This window comes from Rhizobium sp. RHZ01 (assembly GCF_014851595.1).
Lineage (GTDB): Bacteria > Pseudomonadota > Alphaproteobacteria > Rhizobiales > Rhizobiaceae > Rhizobium > Rhizobium altiplani.
In genome coordinates this window covers 1-16,533 of sequence record NZ_JACUZZ010000055.1, presented here as the reverse complement: position 1 = coordinate 16,533, position 16,533 = coordinate 1, and the positions used below count along the sequence as shown (strand labels likewise).

Sequence of the window (16,533 nt, the reverse complement as noted above, 5' to 3'; positions counted from 1 at the left end):
CCGCCAACAATGGTGCGGCGCCGCCGGACTTCTCGCTGATCGCCAAGGCGCGCGGCATCGAGCGCGGCTTCCCGCAGTTCCTGATCGACATGATCCCGTTCGTCGGCGGCTATCAGGAAGGCGGTCCAGACTACATCTACTCGCTGCTGACCGGCTACGACCAGCAGCCGCCGGCCGGCGTCCAGGTGGCCGAGGGCACGCACTACAACCCGTACTTCGCCGGTGCTGCTGCTCTCGCCATGCCAAAGCCGCTCTCCGACGGCCAGGTCACCTATGACGACGGCTCGCCGGCGACGGTCGACCAGTACGCCAAGGACGTCTCCTCCTTCCTGATGTGGGCCGCCGAGCCGCATCTCGAGGAGCGCAAGCGCACCGGTTTCATGGTCATGGTCTTCCTGGTCATCTTCTCCGGACTGATCTACCTGACCAAGCGCTCCGTCTACGCAAACAAGGAACACTGAGGGATTTGGCAGCATCGTTCCAAAGCGCCTCTCTTTGCTCAAGACCAATGATGCGCTGCGGGCAGGTCGATAGAGTAATTCAGCTTTCGAAGCCGCACGGAAGCCTCCCGAACAAGAATGCGGCGGCAGGAGTTTAATGATGGGTTCCTTCAGCGCGTGGCACTGGCTCATAGTGCTTGCAATCGTGCTGCTTCTATTTGGCCGTGGAAAGATCCCGGAACTGATGGGAGATGTGGCGCAGGGCATTCGCGCCTTCAAGAAAGGCGTCGAGGACGAAAAGGACGAATAGACCTTCCGGCGGAGATCCCGACAGCGATTGGCGCTTCAATGGCCAACACGCCCACGCCGATTTCCCTTCAGGACTGCCGCGGCAAATTGGCTCGCCCTGGGAACAGCGCAGGGGGGAGCACTGTTTTGGGCAGACGTGGCGCAAAGCTTCAGCGCAAGGGCGAGCTTGGTCGATTTCTTGTGACCGCGTCGGGGTTCGAACAATGTCATGATCTTCGCGAACACGTCTCCGTCCGACGCAGCGATAAGTGGCAGGGCCGCGCGTAGGGAGGTCGCTAGATCGCGAAGGCATAATGCCCGTGGGTTTTCATCGGGTCCCATGCCTCCAAGTAGAGGCCGCGAAGCAGCGGTGCAGATCCTTGCCAACCTTGGCATTGTCATCCACCGAAAGCCTGTCACGCACCGTGTGCAGGGTTATTCGCAACACTTCGTAGGCGACGCGCTGCTCGCAGCCGAGCAGTTCCGAAAGTTCGTGTCGATCCATCAGTTCGGAACTCCGTGCTCGTCAAAGCCGACGATCTCCTCGTCGTTGCGATTGTCCAGCTCCGGCAATTGCGCCACTCTTTCGCGGATCCGGCGCAGTTCGTCAAGGAGACGTTGCTGGGTACCATCGCCGTAGCCCAGGCGATGCAGGCGTTCGCTGAGGGCCTGATGAATGGCGGCGGTCTTGCTGATACCCTGGCGGCGGGCAAGCTCGTCGGCAAGCGCGACGGTGGCCGGGTTTTTGATGTTCAGGACACGACAGGCTCCAAAAGTCTACCTTTTGTCGATTTCCTCGCTTGTGAAGCCGAGGCCTGTCAAGTTCGTCCGATAAGTGTGTCATCCTGCTCATCATTTGACTTTCCGCGCACGGAAATGCTGACGACCGTTGGAGTAACAAGGCTGAGCATCGGCGCCAGCGACGGAGTTACTGACTGCCGCTGCTCATTCTGTCTCGCTGCAATCGAAAACCTTCGACGTATCCAGCTTTACGGCGGGTCCACCGTAGCGGCAGGCGTTTTCTATCTAAGTCGGGCTGGACGTCGTCGCGGCCGGGGCCTGCCCGCGCGCGCGGCCGGGCGAGAGCGTTTGATCAGACCCTGAGCGACAATCCAATTGGCGATCCACCTGGCACAGGAAAGAATGCCTCGAAAGCGGTCGCATTGGCATGCACACTTTCCGGATGATCCGCTAGTTCGATACTTTTGCAGTGACGGCCCGGCTACGGCCGCAGCTCGCCTTCAAGGTGCTTCATGGTGAAGTCGTCGATCAGCACTTCGATGTCGACCTTCCAACCGGTCGGATCGAATGTTGGCAGGCCACTTGCTTCCCATCCACCTTTGGACGATTTCCTGAGGTCATACTTGATCGGCTCCACGCCGGCGTCTGGATTCCACGCACGCAGCGTTGCGCCCTGCGGATCGATCGGATCGAAGTCCGGAGTCAGGAAGTCAACCTCCGCCTTCGCCGTGCCGGCGGCCAGGTCGGGCACAAGGTTCAGCTGAGCCATGACTTCACCGGAATGAAGATGAATGGAGAAAGCCTGCGGCTTTGCGGCATATTGCAGTTGATCCGGCCCGGCGAAGCGCCAGAGTGACGCCGTGGCTACGATTGCAACAGCAAGCGCAACTTCAGCGGCGATTGATCGGCGGAGCTTTCGGCGAGCAGTCTGATCTCCTGCAGCAGCCGGCCTCGTCAGCCAGAATCGATTGTATATTGCGAGAGCGCAGAGAATTCCAACCAGGGCCACCTTCAGCACGAGCAGCCGGCCGTAAAGCGACAGCGGAATGGTCTGGACACCGGGCAGCTCAAGCCACGCGAGCGCCGCGCCCGCCATCAACAGCACGAAGAACGGCAGTGGAATGACACGCGAGAAGCCCGCAAGCGGATCCGTGGGCCCCGTTCGACTTAACCGCCAAAGGGGAGGCAGGCTACCGATCCAGAAGAGGAGCGTCGCGCCATGAAGAACAATGCATGCCCGGGCGAGCCAGGGTGTCGCTACGACGTTGCAATGACCTGTGAAGGCGAAGGACACGGAGGCCGCACCCATCGCAAGAACCGCAATCGGAAGGTAGGCAGGGCTGGCTCGACAGACGGGTATCGAAACAAGAAGAACCGCGACTAACGCCATGCCTGCGGCGATCGCAGCGCCGCTCCTGGAGGCGACAAGCAGCGGCTCCAGGCCAGCGAACGCCAGGCCGAGGCCCATTTCGTCCAACCCCTGCAGATAGACACCCGCCGAGAATAAAAGGACGCCCAGAACGATGACAAGATCAGGTCGCCTTGTGAGCGACATCGTCGGATAAAGCCATCGAGTGAAGAGCGTTCCGCCGATCAGGACGGCGAGGTATAGAATCGAGACTGTGTGTATCGACCATATCGCACCCTGTAGCAGTACGGAGGTGTCGGCGACAGCCGGTGCGGAAATGGCAGACGGTGCGCCGACGTGAAATACGATCGAGCCCCCGACCGGATGTCCATCCTCGGAAACCACGCGATAACTGACAATGGCGGTGCCGCTCGAGATCGACCGCGGGATCGCCAGGTCGACTTCGGAGCCTGATGTTGCGGGAAGGTCGATCGAGTTTCCTTCGCCGATCCTGATGCTTGCCCGGACAACGCTGACCGGTTCGCTGAACCGAAGCTGGACATTGGCTGGCGCTGCTTCCACGACAGCGTCATTGGCAGGTGAGGCGTTCAACAAGACGGCATGGGCATATGCGCCGGAAGGCGCAAGAAATCCCATGCCTGCCACAAGCAGTGCGCAAGCCGCATTTTTGAATGATAGACGTGTCGCCCAGTTGCGATTTCTAAGCCACATGGGCGATCACCTTGGATCAGGAGCGCGGCTGTTCCACAACGTCGAAATAGGGAGCCGGCTTCTCGTAGTCGTCGGACGACTTGCCCGCCGCGGGAATCTCGATCCAGCGTTCGGACGCTCCGTCGGCACACTCCTGCACGATCGGGACGTAGACCCGTGTGCCGAGCGGCAGTTCCTTGGCCACCGTCCCGCGGAACACGAACTCGTCATATTCGTCGTCGGCAAGATTTCCACCGCTCCAGATGATCTCGGTGAGACCTTCCTTCACCGGCTTGCCGTACAGATCATAGCTCTTTTCGTAGCTTCCCTTTATCTTCTCGACGGTCCAGCCCGCCTTCGGCATCGGCTTGGCTGACAGCAACCCCTCGGGGACTTTTACGCGAACCTTGAGGGTGGGCTTTCCCTCGCAACCGTGGCCAATCCGGACCACTGCCTTGTAGGCTTTGCCAGAGATGCCTTGAGCCTGCTCAAGCGTTGCATGTGCGTGTGCGGCGCCCACCGCGAAGACGCTCAGTAGGAGGGTTGCTGCTACCTGTCTGATCATGAAAGTGGTCTCCCTGCGCGGACTGGCGCAGTGCGCCAGCCCCTGCAGCTTCGGGGTTATTGGGCAACTTGCGCAAGGTCGGCATCGAGACGCTTGCGTACCATGTTCGGTACCTTCGCGGTCTTGATCGCATCCAGGTTTGCCGGCTTGTCGCCGACCTGGATCAGTGCCACCATGCCCATGCCGGCATGAGGCGTGCACTTGATAACGTAAGCGCCCGGAACGTCGAACTTGGTCTGAAACTGTTCGTTCGCCTTGGATTTGAACTCAGCCGCGCCATCAGGAATGAGACCCTTGAACGTCTCGACATTGTGGCTCTTGTCGGTGGGCACGAAGGTGACGGTGTCGCCGGGAGCGATCTTGATGAAGCCCGGTTCGAACACCATTGCGCCGTCTGTGCCCTTGTTGAGCATTTGCACCTGATGCTCTGCTGCCATGAGCGGTGCTGCCGAGGCGACAAGGGCTACCGTCGCAGCGATCAGGCCGAATTTCAAACGCATTGCATATCTCCTATTCTACGGGGCCGAAACGTTGGCCTCGGGAACGGTTCTAGGGCATGCGGTTGCTGTCTTCTTTGACGCTCGTCAAATTTGGGCAACATCGGTTGCATATTCGCACCGATGATGAACCGCGCAGTCCACCGGTGATAAGACGAAGAGACTGGAAGGGCGGGTCTCGTGCTCGACGACCGCCTTGGCCGCGTTCACTTCGTTCGAGATCACGATATCGGAGCAATTCATTGAGGCCACATCACTCGCCAGCCCGTCGGCCAACCCGCCGGCTCGACGCCTGAGGAAGGCAGTCTTCCATCCCTCTCGAGGCAAGACGACAGATTCGGCTAGAAGTGCGAATACCGGTTACGATAGGCTCTGCTGCTGAGCCTTATCCAGCATTTCTCGAACCTTGAAGGCGAGATCGCGGGCCGTGTACGGTTTGCGCAGCCACTCAGCGCCGGGAATGACTTCGTTCGTCGCCAGTGCCGGCTCCGAGTACCCGGATGTGAAAAGAATGGCGATGTCGGGCCTGAGGTCGCGAACCTCTCTGGCGAGCTCGTCTCCGGTCATCCCACCTGGCATCACGATGTCCGTGAACAGCAGCGCGACGTCATCGTTCTCATAGAGCAGTTCAAGCGCGCGGCGTCCGTTCTCGGCTTCGAGCACCTGGTACCCCATGTCGGCAAGCCTCGCCAACGCCACCCGTCTCACCCGCGAATCGTCTTCGACGACCAGGATCCGCTCGGTTCCGCGGGGCAGGGCGCTTTCGACCGTGCCCCGATCCTGGCTTCCGGCGTCCGGCCTGGCGCCGCTGATTGCGGGCAGGTAGATCCGGATCGTGGTGCCCCGTCCGACCTCGCTGTAAATCTGAAGATGCCCGCCGGACTGTTTGACGAAGCCGTAGACCATGCTCAGTCCAAGGCCTGTTCCGGAGCCCACCTCCTTGGTGGTGAAGAACGGTTCGATGGCCCGTTTCTTCACGTCATCCGTCATGCCGTCACCCGTGTCGGTCATGGCGATGAGCACGAAATTGCCGCTTCGCACCTCCGGATACATCTTCGCATAGTCGGCATCCAGGTGAGTGCGCGAGATTTCTGTTGTCAGGCTTCCGCCCTTGGGCATTGCGTCCCGCGCATTGAGGGCGATGTTGAGGATGGCGTTCTGAAGCTGGGAGCTGTCGACCAGCACATTGAAGTCGGACCCCGAGAGGACCGTGGACAGCTTGATGTTTTCGCCCAACGTTCTGCGAAGGAGATCAGAGAAGCCGGTGACGAGTTGGCCGAGGTCTGCCTGTTTGGGGCTGAGGGGCTGGCGTCTGCCAAACGCCAGCAACTGCCCGGTCAGCTTGGCGCCGTCGGCCGCCGCATCCTGCGCCTCGCGCAGAATGTCGCGCAGCGGCCCGGGCGGCAGCTTGTCCTCGATCATTTCCAGATTTCCACTGATGACGGTCAGAAGGTTGTTGAAGTCGTGTGCGAGACCTCCGGTCAACTGACCAACGGCTTCCATCTTCTGCGCTTGGCGTAGATCTTCCTCGATCTTGAAGCGGCTGGTCAGATCGCGCACGAAACCTGTGAAGATGCGCTCGCCATCGGCGGTCGCTTCCCCGACATGAAGCTCCATGGGAAACTGCGAGCCGTCAGCGCGCCGGCCGGTGACGACCCGTCCGTAACCAATGATGCGCTTCTCGCCGGTGTGGAGATATCGGTCGATGTAGCCGTCATGTGCGTCACGGTAGGGGTTTGGCATGAGATTGCTGACATTGCGACCGCAGATATCCTCCGCGGCCATTCCGAACAGCGTTTCAGCGGCCTTGCTGAATGAAAGAACGATACCCTTCTGGTCGATGACGATCATTGCGTCGGGAACGGTATCCAGGATCGAAGTCAGGTGGGCCTCTCGCGATCGCACGACCTCTTCGGCCTTGCGCAGCGCGCTCACGTCGCTGTTGGCCTGGATGACCGCCGGTTCGCCGTCGGGAAGGTTGACCAGGACGCAGCGGGTCGCGACGTTGATGTAATAGCCGCTCTTGTGGCGGTGAACGACCTCGCCTTGCCAGAAACCGCGCGACTTGAGATGCGTCCTTATATCTTCCACCGGTTCAGGGAACCGGGTGTCGAGCAGCTCGTCGACACTTTCTCCGACGGCTTCCTCCCGCGCCCATCCGTACATGCTTTCGCAACCGATCGACCAGTGGGTGATCGTACCTTCAAGGCGATGCACGATGATGTCGGCCCCGTCCAGCACGTGCACGAGCGCATCCAGCTCGTGGGGCGATGCGGTGCGTGGCGCTATCAAACGATGGGGCATGTCGGCTCTTTCAAGAGATCAATGAACGCTACCCCTATGACAGGTCTTCTCCGAAAAATCATCAGAATTGCCGGACAGCTGGACGAGGCGGGATTGACTGACGATCCTGAGGTCATGCCTGCCTTCCGGGATGACGATATTCTTGGCGGCGAGCTTCGAGATGGTGCGCGAGACGGTTTCGATCGTGAGGCCGAGATAGTCGGCGATGTCCTGCCGGTTCATGGGCAGACGCAGGAGACCCTTCTTGAGTTGCGACTCGCTGCGTAACGCCAGCTTCAAGATGAAGCTGCAAAGGCGTTCCTCGGCGTTCTTCTTGGAGAGAAGCACCATCTGGTCGTGGGCGGCAGCCGTCTCCTTGCAGAGCAGGTTGATGTAGGCTGGTCTCAAGGCGTCCGAGCGCGAAACCTCATCGTGGAAGGTTTTGCGCGAAACCCGACGGATCTTACAGTCTGTAACAGCCTCGGCGGTGAACAGGAGGTCGCCTTGCAGGAAAGCGCCGACCACGTCGCCAGCGAACTGGAATGCGGTAATGACCCGGCGGCCTTCACCGATAATGCGGTGGAGCCGGACCACGCCTTCCACAATCTGGAAGAGGTGCTTGGCGGCGTCTCCCTCCCAGCAGATCGCCTCGCCTGCCTCGACTGTCTCGGTGGCCGACATCTGAAATACCGATGCCAGCGGCTGGTCACAGCTCAACTTGCTTGTGGCCTCTACGTTTTCGAAAGCGGTGTTGCCCTGCATCAGCATGTTCGTGCCCCTCGTTGATGTGAGGGCATAAGACGTTGGTCCTGTCACACGGAAATGATCGGACTGTGAGAGTTGGTGCGACTTTGTAACAGTCTGTAACAGCAGCGCCTGGCCGGCAGCAAAGTCGTGCTTCGTTGACATAGATCAAGGAGCATGGGTCCTCGCCATGACAGTCGTTCCCGAAAGTACGAGAAAGGCGGTCGCGGAGCGGTCGTCTGCGCACTGGGGACGACACCATGAACTACTCTACGGAAACGATGGCGGTCGCGGTTGCAGCATTTCTGGCACTGCTGGCCGCCGCATTCGCGCATGACCATCTTTTTGCTGTCCATATGAGCATCCTGTCCTTCTGCTTATTGGCGGGCACCGTGCTCCTGATCAGGAGGATCGACTTCTCTCCTGCTGCACGAATTGCCAAGCCGGACACCTCGGGCTATTTCGACGAGGTCATCCGGTATGGGCTGATCGCCACTGTCTTCTGGGGAGTGGTCGGTTTTCTCGTCGGCGTCGTTGTCGCCGCGCAATTGGCGTTCCCGGATCTGAACATTGCGCCGTATCTGAACTTCGGGCGGCTTCGTCCTGTACACACGTCGGCGGTCATTTTCGCGTTCGGCGGTAACGCCCTCATCATGACGTCGTTCTATGTTGTTCAGCGCACCTGTCAGGCGCGGCTCTTCGGAGGAAGCCTGCCCTGGTTCGTCTTCTGGGGCTACCAGCTCTTCATCGTCATGGCCGCGACCGGATACGTCCTGGGCATCACCCAGGCACGCGAATACGCAGAACCGGAATGGTATGTGGACATCTGGCTGACGATCGTCTGGGTGGCGTATCTCGTGGTTTACCTGGGGACGATCCTGAGGCGCAAGGAACCACATATCTATGTGGCGAACTGGTTCTATCTCGGCTTTATCGTGACGATCGCGATGCTCCACGTCGTGAACAACCTCGCTGTTCCGGCGTCGTTCCTCGGCTCGAAGAGCTATTCCGCGTTCTCAGGCGTGCAGGACGCACTGACCCAGTGGTGGTACGGACACAACGCCGTGGGCTTCTTCCTTACCGCCGGCTTCCTCGGGATGATGTATTACTTTGTTCCAAAGCAGGCAAACCGTCCGATCTATTCGTATCGCTTGTCGATCATCCACTTCTGGGCCCTGATCTTCATGTACATCTGGGCTGGACCGCATCACCTGCACTACACGGCACTTCCCGACTGGGCACAGACACTCGGCATGGTGTTTTCGGTCATGCTCTGGATGCCTTCCTGGGGTGGCATGATCAACGGCCTCATGACCCTGTCGGGCGCTTGGGACAAGATCCGGACAGATCCGATCATCCGCATGATGATCGTTGCAATCGCCTTCTATGGCATGTCGACCTTCGAGGGGCCGATGATGTCGGTGAAGACAGTCAATTCGCTCAGCCACTACACGGAATGGACCATCGGCCACGTCCATTCGGGCGCGCTTGGATGGGTTGGGATGATCACGTTCGGCGCGGTCTACTATCTGACGCCAAAGCTTTGGGGCCGCGAGCGGCTTTACAGCCTGCGCATGGTCAACTGGCACTTCTGGCTCGCGACCCTTGGCATTGTCGTCTACGCGGCCGTCCTTTGGGTCGCCGGCATCCAGCAGGGTCTGATGTGGCGTGAGTACAATTCGCAGGGCTTCCTGGTGTATTCGTTCGCCGAAACCGTCGCAGCGATGTTCCCCTACTATGTCCTGCGTGTCGCCGGAGGTGCTCTCTATCTGGCTGGCGGTCTGGTGATGGCCTGGAATATCTACATGACCATCCGCGGCCACCTGCGAAACGAAGCAGCAATTCCCACCGCCTACGTGCCCCAGGCACAGCCTGCCGAGTGAGGTGAAACATGGCATCGATACTGGACAAACATCAGATCCTCGAGAAGAACGCGACGCTTCTTCTCGTCGGCTCGCTCCTCGTGGTCAGCATCGGCGGCATCGTCGAGATCGCACCACTGTTTTACCTGCAGAACACAATCGAGAAGGTTGAAGGGATGCGCCCCTACACACCGCTCGAGCTTGCGGGTCGCAACATCTACATCCGCGAAGGCTGCTACCTTTGCCACAGCCAGATGATCCGGCCATTCCGCGACGAAGTCGAACGATATGGCCACTATTCGCTCGCTGCGGAATCCATGTACGACCACCCGTTCCAGTGGGGCTCGAAGCGCACCGGTCCGGACCTTGCCCGCGTTGGCGGCCGCTATTCGAACGAATGGCACGTCCAGCACCTCGCAAATCCGCGAGCGGTCGTGCCGGAATCGATCATGCCGAGCTACTCCTTCCTGAAGGAGCAGGAGGTCACGGTGAAGGACGTCGGCATGGACCTCAAGGCTAACGAGGATGTCGGCGTACCCTACACGCAGGACATGCTCGCCAACGCCGAAGCCGACATGAAAGTCCAGGCCGACCCGAACGGCGATACCACGGCACTCCTCGAAAGATATCCGAAGGCGAAGGTTGGCGACTTCGACGGCGATCCGTCGAAGCTGACCGAAATGGACGCCCTTGTGGCTTATCTGCAGATGCTTGGCACGCTCGTCGACTTCTCGACCTACGACGACGCCACCGGTTATCGATGAGGTGAACTGATGGAAACCTATACCGCTATGCGGCACTTCGCCGACAGTTGGGGCCTCCTGGCGATGGCAGCCTTCTTCGTTGGGGCCGTGATCTTCACCCTTCGTCCTGGCAGCGGCCGGACTGCGAAGGATGCTGCCAGCATTCCCCTAAAGGACGATTGAGATGTCGGAAAAACATATTGATGAAATCAGTGGCGTCGAAACGACCGGACACGAATGGGACGGCATCCGCGAACTCAACAATCCGATGCCGAGATGGTGGGTGTGGACATTCTATGTCACGATCCTGTGGGCGGTCGCATACGCTGTCGCCTATCCTGCCATTCCGATGATCACCTCGGCTACGAAAGGCTATCTGGGATTTTCCAGCCGCGCGGAGCTTCAGCAGGATCTTGATCAGGCAAAGGTCGCGCAGACGAAGTTCCACGACATGATCGCGGCAAAGACGGTCCAGGAGATCGATGCCGATCCTTCGCTTCGCGAATTCGCGATCGCGGGCGGCGCCTCGGCATTCAAGGTCAACTGTGCTCCCTGCCATGGATCCGGCGCAAGCGGCGGACCGGGATTCCCCAACCTCAACGACGACGACTGGCTCTGGGGCGGAGACCTCGATTCAATTCAGGCAACCATCGCCCATGGCGTGCGCTACGAAGCGGACGCCGACACCCACGTGTCCGAAATGCCGGCATTCCGTGACATGCTGGATCCCGTACAGACCAAGCAGGTTGCGGCCTATGTATGGAGCCTGACGAACACGCCTTCCGACGCGTCCGGCGCGGAGGCCGGCAAGCAGATCTTCCTCGACAACTGTGCTGCATGTCACGGGGAAGATGCCAAGGGCAAACTTGAGATGGGAGCCCCGAACCTCGCGGACGCGATCTGGCTCAAAGGAAGCGGCGAAGATGCCATCGTCCGTCAGGTTATGGCACCCAGGCACGGCGTGATGCCGGCATGGGCGGGCCGACTGGGCGACACTGCGGTCAAGGAACTCACGGTATTCGTCCATTCGCTGGGCGGCGGTCAGTAGAGGAGATCACAATGACGACGCACGACCACAATCCATTGCTTGGCCTTTATGGTACCCCTCGCGCGGTGATCCATTCCCGTGTCTCCGCACGCACCAGCAAGACGACGAATCCTGCAAGCGAACAGGAGGATGCGCAAAAAATTGGCAATTCGATCGTCAGTTTGATCTGCCTCAAGGACCAGAAGCCGACCAGCCGTTAGAAGCATGACTGTCCAGCGGGATGTAAATGCGCACATCCCGCCCCAGTAAACTCCGGCCGTACCTTTGAAGGTGCGGCCTCTTTTTTTGTCTCGCGGCTGAGGCTTGCCTGGTGGCGGTGGCCCCCAAAGGCAGCAAGATCGCGGATCGTTTGACCTGGCTCAAACAGAGCAGGGCCGAGCTCTGCTATGTTTGCTGTGTCTAGTGGAGGTCACATCGCGGACCTCCTTCCGCGATCCCTCCGGGCCACGCCATCTCTCCAAGGCGTGGCCCTCCCTTTTTCGGGAAGCGCCCGGATTATTGATCTGCGTCAAGGAACCGGGATCGGCAAGATGGGAAAACGGCCGGGTGAAATTCGGACGAGCCCAATGAACCTCTACACCGCGCCAGATCCAGACAACGTCGAACGCGTCAATGCCGAGCCGGTCAATGCACGCCGCAATCGCCAGCCGCTTTATGCACCGCGAAAAAAGATATTTCCCAAGCGGGCGGAAGGTCGCTTCCGCAGGTTCAAATGGCTCGTGATGCTGGTTACCCTCGGCATCTACTATGTGTCTCCCTGGATCAGGTGGGACCGTGGCCCTTACGCGCCCGATCAGGCCATCCTGATTGACCTCTCGTCGCGGCGTTTCTTCTTTTTCTTCATCGAGATCTGGCCACAGGAATTCTACTACGTCGCCGGTCTGCTGGTGATGGCAGGTTTTGGATTGTTCCTGGTTACGTCTGCCATCGGCCGCGCCTGGTGTGGATACGCCTGTCCCCAAACCGTCTGGGTAGACCTTTTCCTTGTTGTCGAGCGGGCGATCGAAGGCGATCGCAACGCGCGAATGAAGCTGGACGCCGGTCCCTGGACGCTCGGCAAGATGCGCAAGCGCATCCTGAAACACACGGTCTGGCTCTTGATCGGCATTGCGACAGGCGGCGCCTGGATTTTCTATTTTGCTGATGCTCCGTCGCTCGCCGTCTCACTGTTTTCCGGCACGGCGCCCATCGTCGCATATGCCACTGTCGCCACACTCACCTTCACGACGTATGTTCTCGGCGGGCTCATGCGAGAGCAGGTCTGTACCTACATGTGCCCGTGGCCGCGTATCCAAGGGGCCATGCTGGACGAGAATTCCCTTGTCGTCACCTACAATGACTGGCGCGGCGAACAACGGTCGCGCCACGCCAAGAAGGCCCAGGCGGCGGGTCAGGCGGTTGGCGACTGTGTCGATTGCAACGCCTGTGTGGCCGTATGCCCGATGGGAATAGACATCCGCGATGGGCAGCAGATGGAATGTATCACCTGCGCGCTCTGCATCGATGCCTGCGACAGCGTCATGGACAAGATCGGAAAGCCGCGCGGGCTGATCGCCTATGCGACGCTCAGTGAATATGCGAGCAACATGGCCATCGCCACTGATGGTGGCAGGGCGCCCGTCCAGCCGGCGAAGGTGCGCAATGTTGATGGAACCTTCATCGCCGGGATCCGCCACTTCAACTGGCGGGCCATCGCTCGGCCCCGGGTGCTATTCTACGCCGTCGTCTGGGCCTCGATCGGCCTGGCCATGCTGATCCACTTGTCGATGCGTGAACGCCTCGAGCTCAACGTCGTCCACGATCGCAATCCGCAGTATGTCCTCGAGAGCGACGGCTCCATTCGCAACGGCTACACGCTTCGAATTCTCAACATGGTTCCCGCTCCGAGGAAGATCGACCTCTCCATCTCGGGTCTGGAAGGTGCGACGATGCGCATTCCGGAACTGAGCAAAACGGAGGCCCGCAACTTCACCATAGCTGCTGCGCCTGACGCGGTCACCGCGCTCAAGGTCTTCGTAACCCGAAAGCAGACCGGCGCCGCCCTCAACGAGTTTCTGTTCTCGATCGAGGACGAAGGCCATTCCGATCGCGCGACCTACCGCGCGGCGTTCAACGCACCAGGAGAGAACAGATGACTGCTCGCACCCATGGCTTCACTGGCCGCCACATGTTGTTCGTCACGTCTGCATTCTTCGGCGTCGTGATCGGGGTGAACGTGACCATGGCGTGGTTGGCCTCGTCCAGCTGGAGCGGTCTCGTCGTGGAAAACACCTATGTGGCCAGCCAGGAATTCAACAAGAAGGCGGCCGCAATAAAGGCGCTGGCGGCTACCGGGATCTCCGGCAGCATCTCGATGTCGCATGGAGTGTTCCACTACAACCTCAAGAACCGTGACGGGTCGCCGGTTGCGGCGGATATAGTTGTCGCCAACTTCAAGCGCCCCGTGGGCGATCACGAGGATTTCAATATCTCGCTCGAAAAGGCTGGCGAAGGCAGCTTCACGACAAGCCGTCACGTGCCTTCTGGCGACTGGATCGTCGAATTGATTTCGCGCCGAGGCGATGCCGTCGTCATGCACGAGGCCGTTCGTTTTGATACTGCGGGGTTCGGCCAATGACCTGCTGCACAATGGACGCCGACGGCGTGCTGGCAATGAGTGCGACATCCTTCAGTTCCGAGGAAGTTACCCTTGCCAGTCACCCACTCGGTTCCGGTCTCTTCCAGCTCGATCTCAGCGTCCCGGATGCTCACTGCGGAGCCTGCATCGCGACGATTGAAAGGGCACTTGCAAAACTGCCCTTCGTTCGCAAGGCGAGAGTAAATCTAACATCCCGTCGCGTCAGTTGCGTATATGCCGACCAGGTTGAGGGGCGCCCGACGGACCCTGCGGAAATCATCAACGCTGTAAATTCGGTGGGCTACCGAGCTCATCTGTTCGCGCCCGTTGCAGCGGAAAACGACAAGACCAGGAACCAGCTTCTTCTGGCGGTTGGCGTCGCAGGATTCGCGGCCGCAAACATCATGCTGCTTTCGGTGTCGGTTTGGTCAGGAGCAGATGCCGCCACCCGCGACATGTTCCATTGGATTTCCGCGATGATCGCAGCACCGGCGCTGGTATACGCAGGTCGCTTCTTCTTCCAGTCGGCATGGAACGCACTGCGGCACGGCCGCACGAACATGGACGTTCCGATCTCGCTCGCGGTGACGCTGTCTTATGCCGTCTCCCTGTGGGAGACGATGCACCACGGCGAGCACGCCTGGTTCGACGCGACAGTCTCGCTGCTCTTTTTCCTTCTTATCGGCAGGACGCTTGACCACATCATGCGAGAGAAGGCGAGGGCCGCGATCAACAGCCTTGCGAGAATCTCTCCGCGTGGCGCTCTCGTGGTGTCCCCCGACGGCTCGCGTCGCTACGTCGCGATCGAAGACATTTCAGTTGGCGACGAAGTCGCCGTTGCTGCCGGCGACCGTATTCCGGTCGATGGTCTCGTCTCCAAGGGGGAGAGCGACCTGGATCTTTCGATCGTCACCGGCGAAAGCAATCCGGTAGCGGTTTCAGAAGGCGCAGCCGTAAGTTCGGGAGCGATGAACCTGACCGGCTCGCTGGTGGTTCGGGCAACGAAGCTCGCCAGGGATTCGTTGCTTGCGGAGATCATCAACCTGATGGAAGCTGCCGAAGGAGGACGCGCGCGTTACCGACGCATCGCTGATCGTGCTGCAGCCTTGTACTCGCCTGTAGTGCATCTGCTTGCCCTCGTCTCATTTCTCGCCTGGGGGTTCCTGGGCGGAGACTGGAAGCAGGCCATGCTTGTGGCGGTGGCCGTTCTTATCATCACTTGCCCCTGCGCACTCGGCCTTGCTGTCCCTGTCGTACAGGTTGTTGCGGCAGGAGAATTGTTCCGGAAGGGAATAATGGTGAAGGATGGCTCGGCGCTGGAACGTCTGGCCGAGATTGACACGGTTGCGTTCGACAAGACAGGAACACTGACGCTCGGAACCCCGCGCCTTGTGAAAACTGTGGCGGACGGCGACGCCGACGTCGCGCTCGCGGCGGGGATGGCACTCCACTCCAGGCACCCGCTCTCTCAAGCCCTTGCCCGCGGCACCCCGATAGCTCCCATGCCGTTCGACCGCGTGAACGAGATCCCGGGCGGCGGTCTGGAAGCACGTCACGGAGACGGGCACTACCGTCTGGGTAGTGCTGCCTTCGCCTGTGCGCAAACCTCAAATTCGGCCTCGCCCGATAGTCCCCTTTCGGAGGTTGTCCTTACGAGCGACGGCGTCGTGAAAGCTCGCTTCTTCTTCGAAGACGTAGTGCGGCCGGGCGCGGAAGAGACGATCGCCAGACTTGATGCAGGACGTTTTGAAACATTCATCTTCTCGGGTGATCGTCAGTCTGTCGTCGATGCTACGGCGGCCAAGCTTGGCGTTCGTCGTGCGGTCGGCGCCTTGTCGCCAAAGCAGAAAGTCGACGAATGCGAGACCCTGAACGAAAGTGGACGACGGGTCTTTATGGTCGGGGATGGTATCAACGACGCGCCGGCACTTGCCGCTGCGCATGTTTCCATGGCGCCGGCCTCGGCCTCTGATATCGGGCGCCAAGCCGCTGATCTCGTGTTCTTTACCGAACGCCTCGATGCAGTTACCGAGACTATCCAGATCGCACGACAATCGGCGGCATTGATCAGGCAGAATTTCGCCCTGGCGATCGGTTATAACCTTTTGGCGGTTCCGATTGCCATCGCTGGTCTCGCCACGCCCCTGATTGCCGCGGTTGCCATGTCCACCTCTTCCATCATCGTCGTGACAAACGCTCTCCGTCTCACTGCCTTTGGAACCCGTCCCTTATCGCGGCTTTCAAGGGAGCCAGTTGCGCTCGCCAAGGAGATAAAGACGGCATGAACATGCTCATCTACCTGATACCGATTGCCCTCTTCATGGGGGGCATCGGGCTCGCGGCTTTTCTCTGGTCGCTGAAGAGCGGCCAGTATGACGATTTACAAGGTGCAGCATGGCGAGTGCTCGCCGACGACGAGGCCGATAGCTCGAAACCGTGAAAAGGCATGCAACGCGATCGCTCTAGTTCGTTGTCCACCTTTCCAAATGTCGCCCAATTGGCCCCGCCTCTTACGAGCGGGGCTTATACATTGCGAGGCCGGTGCATCGGTTATGATGCACCGGCCTCGTTTGCCATTGAGGTGATTGCAACACCGCAGTGACGATGCGCAGAGCGGTTGGTCCTAGCGGGCCTGAACTTTCGTTC

At 59.8% G+C, this 16,533-nt stretch carries 18 protein-coding genes; 11 read left to right on the top strand and 7 right to left on the bottom strand.

Annotation, left to right across the window (positions count from 1 at the left end; all coding sequences use genetic code 11):
* Both IB248_RS30260 and IB248_RS30255 read left to right on the top strand, forming a co-directional pair.
* Positions 1-461: cytochrome c1 (locus IB248_RS30260; RefSeq protein WP_246779300.1), on the top strand; the 461-nt coding region annotated here is incomplete at its 5' end.
* A gap of 139 nt (positions 462-600) precedes the next feature.
* Positions 601-750: a twin-arginine translocase TatA/TatE family subunit gene (locus IB248_RS30255; RefSeq protein ID WP_018860191.1), complete on the top strand. Its 150-nt coding sequence runs from the start codon at positions 601-603 to the stop codon at positions 748-750.
* Positions 751-1,056: 306 nt separating this feature from the next.
* Here the strand turns inward: IB248_RS30255 and IB248_RS32080 are convergent, their stop codons facing one another.
* From IB248_RS32080 to IB248_RS30220, 7 genes are all read right to left on the bottom strand, one after another.
* Positions 1,057-1,233, bottom strand: coding sequence for a hypothetical protein (locus IB248_RS32080; RefSeq protein WP_246779330.1), 177 nt, complete (start codon positions 1,231-1,233; stop codon positions 1,057-1,059).
* The gene (locus IB248_RS30245) at positions 1,233-1,424 is read right to left on the bottom strand and encodes a type II toxin-antitoxin system VapB family antitoxin (protein WP_348648629.1); all 192 of its coding nucleotides are present in this window, start codon (positions 1,422-1,424) and stop codon (positions 1,233-1,235) included. The genes IB248_RS32080 and IB248_RS30245 overlap by 1 nt, the downstream gene beginning before the upstream one ends.
* Positions 1,425-1,950: 526 nt before the next feature.
* Positions 1,951-3,474 (bottom strand): CopD family protein, encoded by a 1,524-nt coding sequence (locus IB248_RS30240; RefSeq protein WP_192242187.1) that lies wholly within the window; start codon positions 3,472-3,474, stop codon positions 1,951-1,953.
* Between the two features lie 91 nt (positions 3,475-3,565).
* Positions 3,566-4,093, bottom strand: a complete 528-nt coding sequence (locus IB248_RS30235; protein WP_192242186.1) for a DUF1775 domain-containing protein — start codon at positions 4,091-4,093, stop codon at positions 3,566-3,568.
* 56 nt (positions 4,094-4,149) lie between these two features.
* A complete protein-coding gene (locus tag IB248_RS30230) occupies positions 4,150-4,593 on the bottom strand; it encodes a pseudoazurin (protein ID WP_192242185.1) in 444 nt (147 codons plus the stop codon).
* Positions 4,594-4,950: 357 nt separating this feature from the next.
* Entirely contained in the window at positions 4,951-6,894 is a 1,944-nt protein-coding gene (locus IB248_RS30225) for a PAS domain S-box protein (protein ID WP_192242184.1), read from the bottom strand.
* Between the two features lie 18 nt (positions 6,895-6,912).
* Positions 6,913-7,641 (bottom strand): helix-turn-helix domain-containing protein, encoded by a 729-nt coding sequence (locus IB248_RS30220; RefSeq protein ID WP_062374558.1) that lies wholly within the window; start codon positions 7,639-7,641, stop codon positions 6,913-6,915.
* A gap of 236 nt (positions 7,642-7,877) precedes the next feature.
* Here IB248_RS30220 and ccoN point away from each other — a divergent pair, with 236 nt between their 5' ends.
* The 9 genes from ccoN (at position 7,878) to ccoS (ending at position 16,327) form a co-directional block, all read left to right on the top strand.
* Positions 7,878-9,500 carry a cytochrome-c oxidase, cbb3-type subunit I gene (gene ccoN, locus IB248_RS30215; RefSeq protein ID WP_025662553.1) on the top strand — a complete coding sequence of 541 codons (1,623 nt, stop codon included), beginning with the start codon at positions 7,878-7,880 and terminating at the stop codon, positions 9,498-9,500.
* Between the two features lie 8 nt (positions 9,501-9,508).
* Entirely contained in the window at positions 9,509-10,243 is a 735-nt protein-coding gene (gene ccoO / locus IB248_RS30210; protein ID WP_018860176.1) for a cytochrome-c oxidase, cbb3-type subunit II, read from the top strand.
* Positions 10,244-10,252: 9 nt separating this feature from the next.
* Entirely contained in the window at positions 10,253-10,405 is a 153-nt protein-coding gene (locus tag IB248_RS30205; protein WP_018860175.1) for a cbb3-type cytochrome c oxidase subunit 3, read from the top strand.
* Between the two features lies 1 nt (position 10,406).
* Positions 10,407-11,270: a cytochrome-c oxidase, cbb3-type subunit III gene (gene ccoP, locus IB248_RS30200; RefSeq protein WP_113470468.1), complete on the top strand. Its 864-nt coding sequence runs from the start codon at positions 10,407-10,409 to the stop codon at positions 11,268-11,270.
* A gap of 11 nt (positions 11,271-11,281) precedes the next feature.
* A complete protein-coding gene (locus IB248_RS30195) occupies positions 11,282-11,470 on the top strand; it encodes a hypothetical protein (protein WP_018860173.1) in 189 nt (62 codons plus the stop codon).
* 366 nt (positions 11,471-11,836) lie between these two features.
* Positions 11,837-13,405, top strand: coding sequence for a cytochrome c oxidase accessory protein CcoG (gene ccoG / locus IB248_RS30190; protein ID WP_192242183.1), 1,569 nt, complete (start codon positions 11,837-11,839; stop codon positions 13,403-13,405).
* A complete protein-coding gene (locus tag IB248_RS30185) occupies positions 13,402-13,887 on the top strand; it encodes a FixH family protein (protein WP_192242182.1) in 486 nt (161 codons plus the stop codon). Before ccoG ends, IB248_RS30185 begins: the two co-directional genes overlap by 4 nt.
* Positions 13,884-16,172, top strand: coding sequence for a cation-translocating P-type ATPase (locus IB248_RS30180; RefSeq protein WP_192242181.1), 2,289 nt, complete (start codon positions 13,884-13,886; stop codon positions 16,170-16,172). Before IB248_RS30185 ends, IB248_RS30180 begins: the two co-directional genes overlap by 4 nt.
* The gene (gene ccoS, locus IB248_RS30175) at positions 16,169-16,327 is read left to right on the top strand and encodes a cbb3-type cytochrome oxidase assembly protein CcoS (RefSeq protein ID WP_018860169.1); all 159 of its coding nucleotides are present in this window, start codon (positions 16,169-16,171) and stop codon (positions 16,325-16,327) included. Before IB248_RS30180 ends, ccoS begins: the two co-directional genes overlap by 4 nt.
* Positions 16,328-16,533: the final 206 nt, after the last annotated feature.